Raw genomic sequence first — 12,187 nt, 5'->3', positions numbered from 1 at the left:
GACATGAAGAAATCGAAACTCGTGATGGTGGGCAACGGCATGGCCGGTGTGCGAACGATCGAGGAGCTGATCAAGATCGCACCCGAGCTGTACGACATCACCGTATTTGGCGCGGAGCCGCACCCCAACTACAACCGCATCCTGCTGTCGCCCGTGCTCGCTGGTGAACAAACGGTGGACGAGATCATCCTCAACTCCTGGGAGTGGTATGAAGAAAACCACATCAAGCTGCATGCGGGCAAGAAGGTGGTGGAGGTCGATCGCGTCAAACGTGTGGTGCGCGCCGAAGACGGGACTGAAGAGGAATACGACCGGCTGCTGATGTGCACGGGCTCCAATCCGTTCATCCTGCCCGTGCCCGGCAAAGACTTGAAAGGCGTGATTGCCTATCGCGACATTGCGGACACCAACGCGATGATCGACGCGTCGAAGCAATACAAGAATGCCGTTGTCATCGGCGGCGGCCTGCTCGGCCTGGAAGCAGCCAACGGGCTGATGTTGCGCGGCATGAATGTCACCGTGGTGCATGTGATGCCGTGGCTCATGGAGCGCCAGCTCGACGACATCGCGGGCAAGCTGCTGCAAAAGTCGCTCGAAGACCGCGGCCTGAAATTCATGATTGGCGCGCATACGCAAGAGCTGGTGGGCGGTGCGGACGGCCGAGTCACGGCGATCACCTTCAAGGATGGCACGAAGCTCGAAACCGACCTTGTGGTGATGGCTGTCGGCATCCGCCCCAACACAGAGCTGGCCGAAAAGATGCGCCTGCATTGCAACCGCGGCATTGTGGTGAACGACACGATGCAGACGGTGACTGATGCGCGCATTTACTCCGTGGGCGAATGCGCTGCGCACCGCGGCATTGCCTACGGGCTGGTCGCGCCGCTGTTCGAGCAGGCGAAGGTGGCGGCGAATCATCTCGCGCAATTCGGCATCGGCCGTTACACGGGCTCGCTCACATCGACCAAGCTGAAGGTCACAGGCATCGACCTGTTTTCCTGCGGCGACTTCATGGGTGACACGAAGGATCGCGCGGACGATGGCGGAACAGAAACCATCGTGCTGTCGGACCCATTCGCTGGCGTTTACAAGAAGCTCGTCATCAAGAACGACAAGCTGATCGGCGCGTGCCTGTACGGCGACACGGTGGACGGCAGCTGGTACTTCAAGCTGCTGCGCGACGGCCGCAGCGTGAGCGACATTCGCGACAAGCTGATGTTCGGCGAGTCGAGCCTGGGCGATGCGGGCCACGAAGGCCACACCAAGGCCGCGAGCATGCCGGACGAGGCTGAGGTGTGCGGCTGCAACGGCGTGACCAAGGGCACGATCTGCAAGGCGATCAAGGAAAAGGGCCTGTTCACGATCGACGAGGTCAAGAAGCACACGAAGGCGAGCGCGAGCTGCGGCTCCTGCACGGGGCTGGTCGAGCAGATCCTGATGTTCACAGCGGGTGGCGACTATTCCGCCGCGCCGAAAATGAAAGCCGTGTGCGGCTGCACCGACCACAGCCACCAGCACGTGCGCGATGCGATCAAGGCGAACAAGCTGCTCACGATTGCTGACACCTACAAGTTCCTTGAATGGCGCACGCCGAACGGGTGCGCGTCGTGCCGCCCCGCCATCAACTACTACCTGCTTTCGACCTGGCCCAAGCTTGCGAAAGACGATCCGCAGAGCCGCTACATCAACGAGCGAAGCCACGCGAATATCCAGAAGGACGGCACCTACTCCGTGATCCCGCGCATGTGGGGTGGCGAGACGACGGCCGATGAACTGCGCCGCATCGCAGACGCGGTGGACAAGTACAAGATACCGACAGTGAAGGTCACGGGCGGCCAGCGCATTGACTTGCTGGGCGTGAAGAAGGAAGACCTGCAGAACGTGTGGAAGGACATCGGCATGCCTTCGGGCCACGCCTATGCAAAGGCGTTGCGCACGGTGAAAACCTGCGTGGGCTCGCAGTGGTGCCGCTTTGGCACACAGGATTCGACGCAGATGGGCAAGGATCTTGAGCGTGCGCTGTGGCGCATGTATGCGCCGCACAAGGTCAAGCTCGCCGTGTCGGGCTGCCCGCGCAACTGCGCGGAGTCGGGCATCAAGGATGTTGGCGTGATTGGTGTTGACTCGGGCTGGGAGATCTACATCGCGGGCAACGGCGGCATCAAGACCGAAGTGGCGCACTTCTTTTGCAAGCTGAAAACATCTGAAGAAGTGCTGGAGTACAGCGGCGCCTTCCTGCAGCTGTACCGCGAAGAAGGCTTTTACCTGGAGCGCACGGTGCACTACGTCAATCGTGTGGGCCTCGACTACGTGAAGAAGAAGATTCTGGAAGATCACGAACTGCGAAAAGCATTGTGGGAGCGCCTGCAGTTCGCGCTCGACGGCGAGCCCGACCCGTGGTTCGACTTCGAGAAGGCATCTGTCGATGCGCGCCAGTTCGACAAGCTCCAACCCGTGGGGCAGGCAGCATGAAGATGAACGACTGGCAAGTGATCTGTAAGGTGGAAGACATACCGGTGCTCGGCGCTCGACGTGTGGCGCGTGCGCGCGGCGGCGATGTGGCGGTGTTCCGCAACGACCAGAACCAGGTCTTTGCGCTGCTAGACCGCTGCCCGCACAAGGGCGGGCCGCTGTCGCAGGGCATTGTGTTCGGCACCAGTGTGGCGTGCCCCCTGCACAACTGGACCATTGGCCTGGAAGACGGCTGCGCCAAGGCGCCTGACGAAGGTTGCACCACGAAGTTCGCGTGCCGCGTTGAGAGCGGTGACGTTCTCCTCGACCCGGTCGAGCTGGCAACGCTCGCGATTGACGTCGCGCCTGCACAGTCGGCGTGATGGCACGCGAAACCAAGTCCACCTGCCCCTACTGCGGCGTGGGCTGCGGTGTCGTGATCGAAAGCGATGGCGACCAGATCACCGGCGTGCGGGGCGACCCGGACCACCCTGCGAATTTCGGGCGCCTGTGCTCGAAGGGGTCCACCCTGCACCTCACCGCCTCCGCGCCGATCACACATCAGGCACGCCTGCTGCACCCGATGCGCCGCGCGCATCGCGGCGAGCGCCCCACCCGCGTGTCGTGGGACGAAGCAATGGGGGTGGCTGTCGAAACGTTCGTGCGGACCATTCGCGAGCATGGGCCGGATGCCGTCGGCTTCTACCTTTCCGGCCAGTTGCTCACCGAGGACTACTACGTCTTCAACAAGCTGGCCAAGGGCCTCATCGGCACGAACAACGTCGATACGAATTCGCGCCTGTGCATGAGCAGTGCCGTGGCTGGCTACAAGATGACGCTGGGCGCCGATGCGCCGCCCAACTGCTATGAAGACATCGACCACGCGCAGTGCATCTTCATCGCCGGCAGCAACACGGCGTGGGCGCACCCGGTCCTGTTCAGGCGCATCGAGGACGCAAAGGCTGCCAACCCTTCGCTGAAGATCATCTGTTGCGACCCGCGCCGCACCGAAACGGCCGGGATTGCTGATCTCTACCTGCCCATCCAGCCAGGCACCGACGTGATGCTCTTGCACGGCATGCTGCATGTGATGCTGTGGGAAGGCTGGGTCAACTACGCGTATATCGCCGCACACACGACAGGGTTCGACGAGTTGAAGAACACCGTGCGCGAGTGCACGCCAGACCTCGTTGCGCAGACTTGCGGCATCCGCAAGGAAGACTTGTTCAAGGCGACCGCGATGTTTGCGACGTCGGCAACCACGCTCAGCCTGTATTGCCAGGGGCTGAACCAGTCGTCGAGCGGCGCCGCCAAGAACGCGGCGCTGATCAACCTGCATCTGGCAACAGCGCAGATCGGCAAACCCGGCGCGGGGCCGTTCTCACTCACGGGCCAGCCGAATGCGATGGGCGGGCGCGAGGTCGGCGGCATGGCGAACCTGCTCAGCGCGCATCGCGATCTGGCCGATCCGGCCCATCGCGCGGAAGTCGCGGCGCTGTGGGGTGTGCCCACGGTGCCAGACAAGCCAGGCAAGACCGCCGTCGAGATGTTCCAGGCCGCCGCCGACGGGCAGATCAAGGCGCTGTGGATCGCCTGCACCAATCCCGCGCAGTCCATGCCCGACCAGGCCACCGTGCGCCGCGCGCTGGAGCGAGCCGAATTTGTCGTGGTGCAGGAGGCCTTCGCGACGACCGCAACATGCGAGTTTGCCGACTTGCTGCTGCCCGCTACCACGTGGGGCGAGAAGACGGGCACGGTCACCAACAGCGAACGGCGCGTCTCCCGCGTGCGGCCCGCGATTGCCAAGCCCGGCGGCACACGCCACGACTGGGCCATCGCCGCAGAGTTCGGCCATCGCCTTGAAAAGAAGCTGCGGCCCGGCCTTGCCACGCTGTTCCCCTATTCGCTCGCAGACGAAGAGCTCGGCGCACAAGCGGTGTGGAACGAGCACCGCGAGTCCACACGCGGCCGCGACCTCGACATCACCGGCATGAGCTACGCACTGCTCGACGACACGCCATTGCAATGGCCGATGCGAGCCGGCGAGTCGCAGGGCAAAGCGCGGCTCTACGAAGACGGCGTATTCCCCACTGACGATGGCAAGGCGCGGTTTGCGAATGTCGCTTACCGCCCGCTCGCCGAAGTGCGTGAGTCGCGCTATCCGTTCTCGCTGAACACCGGCCGGCTGCGCGACCAATGGCACGGCATGAGCCGTACCGGAACGATAGGCCGCCTGTTCGGCCACGTGGCGGAGCCGTCGGTGCAGATGCATCCGCAGGACCTCTTGCGCCTGCGGCTGGCAGACGGCGACCTGGTGCAGGTGACCAGCAAGCGCGGCTCCATCGTTGTGCCGGTGCAGGCCAGCGGTGAGGTCGCGCTGAGCCAGGCGTTCATCGCGATGCATTGGGGGCCGGAATTCCTGGGCGGCTGCTCGTCGACAGGCCAGCGCCTGGCCGGTGTGAACGCGCTCACGACTTCGGCGTATTGCCCGAGTTCGAAGCAGCCAGAGCTCAAGCATGCGGCCGTCAAGATCATCAAGGCCGAATTGCCGTGGTCGCTGCTGGGCGCGGCATGGTTGCCCGACGACGACGCGTTGCGCGCGCGCGCCGAGTTGCAGCAAGTCATGCGCATGCTGCCGTTCGCCTCCTGCGTTCCGTTCGGTCGTGATCGCGCGGGCGTGCTGTTCCGCGCAGCTGCGCACGAAGCACCCGATGACGAATTGATCGCGCGGATCGAACAGCTGCTCGGCCTGGCCAGCCCCGACACGATGCGCTACGCCGACCGCCGGAAAGGGCAGCGCCGGGCGATGCGCCTCGTGAGACACGGCAACGACGCTCATCTCGATGCCTTTTTGCTCGCGGGTGACACGAGTGCACAGGCGTGGATCAAGACGCTGCTCCAGGATGAGCTGCCGGCGCAAAGCTATGGCCGCATGCTGCTCGTGCCTGGCGCCACAGCCCCCGTGGCGGTGGCGCCGCGCGGCAAGCAGGTATGCACGTGCTTCAACGTGACAGATGCAGAGATAGCGAACCAGCTGGCCGCCGTCGCCGGCTCCGACGATACCCGTCTTGCTGCAGTGCAATCAGCACTGAAATGCGGCACCAGTTGCGGCTCCTGCATGCCTGAACTCAAGCGCATGGTGCGGGCAGTGGCCCCACAAGATTCGTCATTCGCCAAATAGCGTCCAGTCATGAGGCATCGCGGACAATCGCGCCATGGCCATCAGCCACTACCTCAAGGAAATCGGCCGCGGCAAGCAGGGCGCGCGTTCGCTCACGCGCGAACAGGCGGCCGACCTCTTTTCGCAGCTGCTGGACGGCAGCGTGACCGACCTAGAAGTCGGTGCCTTTTGCATCGCCATGCGTGTCAAGGGCGAAACGCCGCAAGAGATGGCCGGCTTTCTGGATGCGACACACCATCGCATCCACAAAATCCCATCCAGCGGCAAGCCTCTGGTTGTACTGCCGAGCTACAACGGTGCGCGCAAGCTGCCGGTGCTCACGCCGCTGCTGGCCATGCTGCTGGCCCGGCGCGGCATGCCGGTCGTCATTCACGGCACGGCCACTGAGTCGAGCCGCGTGTTCGTGCGCGACGTGCTCGAAGCATTGGGCATCCACGCACTGCCCGCGATCCGCGCGATCGAGCCCGGTGAAGTTGCCTACGTGCCGACTGAACTGCTGAGCCCGGGACTCAAGCGCCTGCTCGACGCGCGCCGCGTCATCGGCCTGCGCAACTCGGCGCACAGCCTCGTCAAACTGATGAACCCGTCGGATGGCGCCGCCGTGATTGTTGGCAGCTACACCCATCCTGAATACGCGATTTCAATGGCGGCCGTCTTTGAACTCATGAAGTCCACGGCGTTGCTGCTGCGCGGCACCGAAGGCGAGGTTGTTGCAGATGCGCGGCGTCTGCCGCAGATGGATGGTTTCGTGAACGGCGTTCGCATCCCTCTCGAAGAAGGCCGCAAAGGAACGCTCACTGACCTGCCCGATCTGCCGCGCGAAATTGACGCTGCAACTACAGCTGCTTACATCCTTCATGTGTTGTCGGGACAAAAGTCTGTGGCTGAGTCGATGGCCTTGCAGGTGGAACACATATTGCATCTGGCCTCAGCACAAAATTAATGACCCGAGGCGACATGAACATCGATACAGGCAAGGTCACCCTGGTGGGTGCAGGACCGGGCGATCCGGAACTGCTGACCATCAAGGCTCTGAAGGCAATCCAGGCGGCGGACGTGCTGCTGGTGGACGATCTCGTCAGTGATGAGATCGTCAAGTACGCACCGCCCGGCGCGCGCGTCGTGTACGTCGGCAAACGTGGCGGCTGCAAAAGCACGCCGCAAGCCTTCATCGAAAAACTGATGGTGATGGCCGCTCGCGAAGGCGGCAACGTCGTGCGCCTCAAAGGTGGCGATCCGTTCATCTTCGGGCGCGGCGGCGAAGAGGTAGAGCATCTGCGCGAGGCTGGCATCCATGTCGAGATCGTGAGCGGTATCACGTCGGGCCTGGCTGCCGTCACGGCACTGGGTGTGCCGCTGACGCACCGCGAGCATGCGCACGGCGTTGTCTTCGTCACGGGGCACGCCCACTCCGACGCGCAAGGCCCGGACTGGCAAGTGCTGGCGCGGGCCGTTCGCGATGCCCGCCTCACGCTGGTGATCTACATGGGCGTGAGCGGCGCACAGCGCATCCAGAACGAGCTGCTCTCGGCGCTGCCGGGCTCGACACCTGTGGCCATCGTGCAGCATGCGTCACTGCCCGGCCAGCGCCATGCCATCACAACGCTCGCGCAGCTCTACGAGACGATCGTGCGCGAACAGCTCGCAAGCCCGTCGGTCATCGTGATCGGCAATGTGGTGAGCGCAGCCGCAAGTGCGAGCAGCTCGACGGCGAAGTCACTCGCAGCCTGATCCAACACAGCTACACTGCCCGCTCGAAATCAACGGGGACAGGTGATGAGCGGACCGGCCGCATTCGATACGGCCATCATTGGCGCGGGCGCGGCAGGCCTGTTCTGCGCGGCAGTGGCGGGCCAGCGCGGGTTGAAGGTGCTGCTCATCGACCACAGCGAGAAGGTGGCCGAGAAGATCCGCATCTCCGGCGGTGGCCGCTGCAACTTCACCAATCGCGATCTCGACATTCGCGCGCCGCAAAAGCACTTCATCGGCGACAACCCGAACTTTTGCCGCTCTGCCCTGTCGCGCTTCACGCCCGCCGACTTCCTGGCGCTCGTCAGCAAGCACCACATCGCCTTCCACGAGAAGCACAAGGGTCAGCTCTTCGGCGACCGCTCGTCTGACGACTTCATCACCATGCTCGTCAGTGAGTGCGACGCTGGCGGCGTCACGCGCTGGCAGCCGTGCGCGGTGAAGTCGGTGCACACCAGCGAAAGTGGCCCGCGCTATCGCATCGAGACAGATCGCGGCAGCGTCGCGGCGAACAACGTCGTGATTGCAACGGGCGGCCTGTCGATCCCGAAAATCGGTGCGACTGATTTCGGCTACCGCATCGCCAGGCAGTTCGGCATCCGGATGGTGGAGCCGCGGCCTGCGCTGGTGCCCTTGACTTTCGAGGGCGCGAGCTGGGAGCCCTATTCGCAGCTGGCCGGTTTGTCGCTGCCCGTGATCATCGAAACGGGCGAGAAGAAAAGCCGCATCGCTTTCCATGAAGACCTGCTCTTCACGCATCGCGGCCTGTCCGGCCCGGCAGTGCTGCAGATTTCGAGCTACTGGCGCGAGGGCGAGCCGATACGCATCAACCTGGCGCCTGACGTCGATATCGTGCAGGCGCTGCAGCATGCAAAGGCAACGTCGAAAAAGCTGGTGGCCAACGAGCTGGCGGCGCTGGTGCCCACGCGCCTGGCCGACGCCTGGGTCGCGCAGGACGCCACGCTCAAGCGCCCCATCAACGAAGCCAGCGACAAATCCCTGGCGCAGCTGGCCGATCGCATCGCGCGCTGGCCACTCGTGCCGTCGGGCACCGAAGGCTACAAAAAGGCGGAGGTGACGGCCGGCGGCGTGGACACGCGCGACCTGTCGTCGCAGACGATGGAATCGAAGCAGCCGGGCCTGTATTTCATTGGGGAAGTGGTCGATGTCACAGGCTGGCTGGGCGGCTACAACTTCCAGTGGGCCTGGGCCAGCGCCCATGCCTGCGCCCAGGCCATGGCAAAGACTGGGTCTGGGTCTATAATCTAGGGCTTTGCTGGCAAACCCCAACGGCCTGATCACCTTTCAAGTTGGGGAACAAACGCTTGTCATGGCGCCCGGGCCCGATCTCCTGAGCACCCTCTGGCAGCAAATTTTGGATTCATTAGCTAATGACGACTATCCGAGTTAAGGAAAACGAGCCCTTTGACGTGGCACTGCGCCGCTTCAAGCGCACCATCGAAAAACTGGGCCTGCTCACCGAACTGCGCGCACGCGAGTTCTACGAAAAGCCCACTGCAGAGCGCAAGCGCAAGAAGGCAGCCGCCGTCAAGCGCCATTACAAGCGCGTTCGCAGCATGCAGCTGCCCAAGAAGCTCTACTAGACTTCCTGGCAAGAGCCGCGGCGCGCAAGCACCGCACCAAAGCCCGCCTGGGGACGCTCAAGCGGGCTTTGTCGTTTCCGATTCCAATTCATCTGGACAGACAGGAGAGACACATGACCCTCAAGGAACGCATCACCGACGACATGAAAGCCGCCATGCGCGCCAAGGACAGCGAGCGCCTGGGCACCATCCGCTTGCTGACAGCCGCCATGAAGCAAAAGGAAGTGGACGAGCGGATCGAAATGGACGACGTGGCCGTGATCGCCATCGTCGACAAGATGCTCAAGCAGCGCAAAGACAGCATCGAGGCGTTCGAGAAAGCCGGCCGCCAGGACCTGGCCGACAAGGAAAAGACCGAAGTTGTCGTGCTGCAGGCCTACCTGCCCGCGCGCCTGTCAGCAGATGAAGTGGCGGCTGAAGTGAAGGCCATCGTCGCTGAACTGGGCGAGCAACTTGGCAAAACACCGGGCCCCGGCGAGATGGGCAAGGTCATGGGTGCCGTGAAAACCCGGCTGGCCGGCAAGGCAGACATGGGCCAGGTGTCAGCCGCCGTGAAGGCCGCGCTGGCTCCCTGAAGGCTTATTTCAGGAGCCGGCTACGGTCAATTTGTTGACCAGGATCGAGCCCACGCTCTTGGCGCCGTAGTTGTAAACGTCGGCGCCCACAGCCTCGATGCCCGTGAAGATCGTCTTCATGTTGCCGGCGATCGTGATCTCCTGCACCGGATACGCGATCTCGCCGTTCTCGACCCAGAAGCCACTCGCGCCGCGCGAGTAGTCGCCCGTCACGTAATTGGTGCCCTGCCCCATCAACTCGATCACGAACAGGCCCGTGCCCAGCTTGCGCAGCATCTCATCGAGGTCATCGCCCGGCTTCGTGAGCCGGGACGTCATCGACAGGTTATGCGAGCCGCCCGCGTTACCGGTGGACTTCATGCCGAGCTTGCGGGCCGAATAGCTGCTCAGGAAATAGCCCTGCACCTTGCCGGCATCCACCACTTTGCGGGCCTGGGTGCGGACACCTTCTTCATCGAACGGCGCACTTCCCTTGCCGCGCATGACATGCGGGTCTTCAACGATGTCGATGTGGCCGGGCAGCACTTTCTTGCCCAGCGAATCGAGCAGGAACGTGCTCTTGCGGTACAGCGCACCGCCGCTCGTCGCTTGCACATAGGCGCCGAGCAGGCCCGCTGCCAGTGGGGATTCGAACAGCACCGGGCATTCGCGCGTGGAAATCTTGCGTGACTTCAGCCGCGACAACGCACGCTCAGCCGCATACCTGCCAACCGCTTCGGGCGCAGACAACTCGCTCGCATCGCGCATGGAGGTGTACCAGGCGTCGCGCTGCATGTCGTCGCCCTTGCCCGCGATAGGCGCTACCGAAATCGAGTGACGCGAGCTTGAATAGCCGCCGCAAAAGCCCGCTGTGTGGGCGCTGAAAAAATGGCTTTGCTGCGCCGACACCGCCGCGCCTTCACTGTTGCGGATGCGCTTGTCGGTCTTGAAGGCAGCGGCTTCGCAGGCCAGCGCGATCTTCGCGGCGCGTTCGCTGTCAATGTCCCATGGGTGGAACAGGTCGAGGTCGGGCTGGTCTTTGGCCTGCGCGATGTCCTGCGCGTCGGGCAGACCGGCAAATGGATCTTCAGCGGTGAAACGGGCAATGTCGAAAGCCGCCTGCACCGTCTGTTCGATAGCGGCTTGCGAAAAATCTGACGTGCTTGCGTTCCCGCGCCGCTTGCCCGCATACACCGTCACGCCCAGCGACTTGTCGCGATTGCGCTCGACGTTTTCCAGCTCGCCCTTGCGCACGGAAACACTCAGGCCGCAGCCTTCCGAGGCTTCGGCGCCTGCATCCGTGGCGCCGATTTTCTTTGCATGTGCAAGCGCTGCATCGACCAGCTCTTCGAACTTCGCGCGGCTGTAGCTGAAGCCGCGGGCGGCCTGTGTATCTTTGTTCTTCATGGTCGCGGCTATGATACTTGGCCGCATGTCACGTAAACCCAAAAAAGGCTATTTCGTCCGCGGCGAGTTTGTCGCCGAAGGCAGTGAGCTCGACCTCGAACTCAAGGCTGAGCTCAAAGGCACGACGCAAGCCAGCAAAACCGACCTCAAACGCGAGAGCACCGAGCTGCAAAAGATCGGTGAGGCTCTGTTGACGCTGCGCGCCGACCTGCTGGGCGCGCTTCCCATCTCTGAAAAATTCGCCGACGCAATCGCCGATGCCAAGCGCATCACCAACTTCGAGGGCAAGCGCCGGCAGATGCAATTCATCGGCAAGCTGATGCGCGGCCTCGACGAAGAAACGCTTGCCGCCATCCGCGAAGCGCTCGAGACACAGCAAAACGGCTCCGCGCGCGATTCGCTGGCATTGCATCAAGCCGAGCAGTGGCGCGATGACCTGATTGCGCGCGATGGCGCTTTCGAAGAATGGCTCCTCGCCCATCCGCAAACTGACACCCAGCAGTTGCGCGCATTGATCCGCCAGGCCCGCAAAGACACGCCGCCCGATAAAGCCGCAGAGTCCAAGGGCCTCGCGCCGCGCCATGGCCGCGCCTTCCGCGAGATTTTCCAGATCGTGCGCGAAGAGCTGGATCGCGCCGCACACGAACATTGATGGCACACGAAGCTGTCCGCATCGGCATTGTCTCGATCAGCGACCGCGCGTCGTCGGGCGTGTATGAAGACAAGGGCCTGCCCGCGCTGAAAGACTGGCTCACGAAGGCGCTGAAGAACGACATCACGTTCGATGCGCGCCTGATTCCCGACGAGCAACCCGCGATCAGCGGCGCCCTCATTGAACTGGTGGACGCAGGCTGCTCGCTCGTGCTTACCACGGGCGGCACCGGCCCTGCACCGCGCGACGTGACGCCTGAGGCCACGCTGGCTGTCGCGGACAAAGTCATGCCCGGCTTCGGCGAGCAGATGCGCCAGATCAGCCTGCGCTTTGTGCCGACGGCGATTCTGTCTCGTCAGGTGGCGGTGATTCGCGGCAAGAGCCTCATCATCAATTTGCCGGGCCAGCCGAGAGCGATCCAGGAAACGCTGGAAGGCTTGCGGGCGGCTGGCGGGGAACAGCTGGTCGACGGCATCTTTGCCGCAGTGCCCTATTGCATCGATTTGATCGGTGGGCCTTACCTTGAAACGAACGACGACGTGTGCGCCGCGTTCAGGCCGAAGTCGGCCCGCCGCGCGGCCTCGTAGCT

At 63.3% G+C, this 12,187-nt stretch carries 11 protein-coding genes; 10 read left to right on the top strand and 1 reads right to left on the bottom strand.

The annotated features are described in order from the left end of the window. Positions 1 to 3 precede the first annotated feature (3 nt). From nirB to GHT07_RS11170, 8 genes are all read left to right on the top strand, one after another. Positions 4 to 2,472 (top strand): nitrite reductase large subunit NirB, encoded by a 2,469-nt coding sequence (nirB, locus tag GHT07_RS11205; RefSeq protein ID WP_153585175.1) that lies wholly within the window; start codon positions 4 to 6, stop codon positions 2,470 to 2,472. A 2-nt stretch (positions 2,473 to 2,474) separates the two neighbouring features. After that, positions 2,475 to 2,834 (top strand): nitrite reductase small subunit NirD, encoded by a 360-nt coding sequence (gene nirD / locus GHT07_RS11200; protein ID WP_153585373.1) that lies wholly within the window; start codon positions 2,475 to 2,477, stop codon positions 2,832 to 2,834. Next, on the top strand, positions 2,834 to 5,632 hold the full coding sequence (locus GHT07_RS11195) for a nitrate reductase (protein ID WP_153585174.1): 2,799 nt from the start codon (positions 2,834 to 2,836) through the stop codon (positions 5,630 to 5,632). The genes nirD and GHT07_RS11195 overlap by 1 nt, the downstream gene beginning before the upstream one ends. A gap of 34 nt (positions 5,633 to 5,666) precedes the next feature. Next, complete coding sequence (gene ybiB, locus GHT07_RS11190) at positions 5,667 to 6,575, top strand: DNA-binding protein YbiB (RefSeq protein WP_153585173.1); 909 nt, start codon at positions 5,667 to 5,669, stop codon at positions 6,573 to 6,575. Between the two features lie 14 nt (positions 6,576 to 6,589). Then, positions 6,590 to 7,363 carry a uroporphyrinogen-III C-methyltransferase gene (cobA, locus tag GHT07_RS11185; protein ID WP_153585172.1) on the top strand — a complete coding sequence of 258 codons (774 nt, stop codon included), beginning with the start codon at positions 6,590 to 6,592 and terminating at the stop codon, positions 7,361 to 7,363. 45 nt (positions 7,364 to 7,408) lie between these two features. Continuing rightward, positions 7,409 to 8,650: a BaiN/RdsA family NAD(P)/FAD-dependent oxidoreductase gene (locus tag GHT07_RS11180; protein ID WP_153585171.1), complete on the top strand. Its 1,242-nt coding sequence runs from the start codon at positions 7,409 to 7,411 to the stop codon at positions 8,648 to 8,650. A 122-nt stretch (positions 8,651 to 8,772) separates the two neighbouring features. Then, entirely contained in the window at positions 8,773 to 8,985 is a 213-nt protein-coding gene (gene rpsU, locus GHT07_RS11175; RefSeq protein ID WP_012346814.1) for a 30S ribosomal protein S21, read from the top strand. A 113-nt stretch (positions 8,986 to 9,098) separates the two neighbouring features. Next, positions 9,099 to 9,560, top strand: coding sequence for a GatB/YqeY domain-containing protein (locus tag GHT07_RS11170; RefSeq protein WP_153585170.1), 462 nt, complete (start codon positions 9,099 to 9,101; stop codon positions 9,558 to 9,560). 9 nt (positions 9,561 to 9,569) lie between these two features. Here the strand turns inward: GHT07_RS11170 and pmbA are convergent, their stop codons facing one another. After that, positions 9,570 to 10,946 carry a metalloprotease PmbA gene (gene pmbA / locus GHT07_RS11165; protein WP_153585169.1) on the bottom strand — a complete coding sequence of 459 codons (1,377 nt, stop codon included), beginning with the start codon at positions 10,944 to 10,946 and terminating at the stop codon, positions 9,570 to 9,572. Positions 10,947 to 10,971: 25 nt separating this feature from the next. Here pmbA and yjgA point away from each other — a divergent pair, with 25 nt between their 5' ends. Further along, complete coding sequence (gene yjgA, locus GHT07_RS11160; protein WP_153585168.1) at positions 10,972 to 11,598, top strand: ribosome biogenesis factor YjgA; 627 nt, start codon at positions 10,972 to 10,974, stop codon at positions 11,596 to 11,598. Beyond that, positions 11,598 to 12,185, top strand: coding sequence for a molybdopterin adenylyltransferase (gene mog, locus GHT07_RS11155; RefSeq protein WP_153585167.1), 588 nt, complete (start codon positions 11,598 to 11,600; stop codon positions 12,183 to 12,185). The genes yjgA and mog overlap by 1 nt, the downstream gene beginning before the upstream one ends. Positions 12,186 to 12,187: the final 2 nt, after the last annotated feature.

This window comes from Caenimonas koreensis DSM 17982, from assembly GCF_009646335.1.
Classification (GTDB): domain Bacteria; phylum Pseudomonadota; class Gammaproteobacteria; order Burkholderiales; family Burkholderiaceae_C; genus Ramlibacter; species Ramlibacter koreensis.
The sequence above is the reverse complement of the archived record's forward strand: the minus strand, read 5'-3'. Positions and strand labels throughout refer to the sequence as shown.

Excerpts from the sequence above, each read along its gene's own strand:
- mog (WP_153585167.1), top strand. The coding sequence starts at position 11,598 with ATGGCACACGAAGCTGTCCGCATCGGCATTGTCTCGATCAGCGACCGC.
- GHT07_RS11170 (WP_153585170.1), top strand. The coding sequence starts at position 9,099 with ATGACCCTCAAGGAACGCATCACCGACGACATGAAAGCCGCCATGCGC.
- GHT07_RS11195 (WP_153585174.1), top strand. The coding sequence starts at position 2,834 with ATGGCACGCGAAACCAAGTCCACCTGCCCCTACTGCGGCGTGGGCTGC.
- nirD (WP_153585373.1), top strand. The coding sequence starts at position 2,475 with ATGAACGACTGGCAAGTGATCTGTAAGGTGGAAGACATACCGGTGCTC.
- ybiB (WP_153585173.1), top strand. The coding sequence starts at position 5,667 with ATGGCCATCAGCCACTACCTCAAGGAAATCGGCCGCGGCAAGCAGGGC.
- pmbA (WP_153585169.1), bottom strand. The coding sequence starts at position 10,946 with ATGAAGAACAAAGATACACAGGCCGCCCGCGGCTTCAGCTACAGCCGC.
- cobA (WP_153585172.1), top strand. The coding sequence starts at position 6,590 with ATGAACATCGATACAGGCAAGGTCACCCTGGTGGGTGCAGGACCGGGC.
- nirB (WP_153585175.1), top strand. The coding sequence starts at position 4 with ATGAAGAAATCGAAACTCGTGATGGTGGGCAACGGCATGGCCGGTGTG.
- rpsU (WP_012346814.1), top strand. The coding sequence starts at position 8,773 with ATGACGACTATCCGAGTTAAGGAAAACGAGCCCTTTGACGTGGCACTG.
- GHT07_RS11180 (WP_153585171.1), top strand. The coding sequence starts at position 7,409 with ATGAGCGGACCGGCCGCATTCGATACGGCCATCATTGGCGCGGGCGCG.
- yjgA (WP_153585168.1), top strand. The coding sequence starts at position 10,972 with ATGTCACGTAAACCCAAAAAAGGCTATTTCGTCCGCGGCGAGTTTGTC.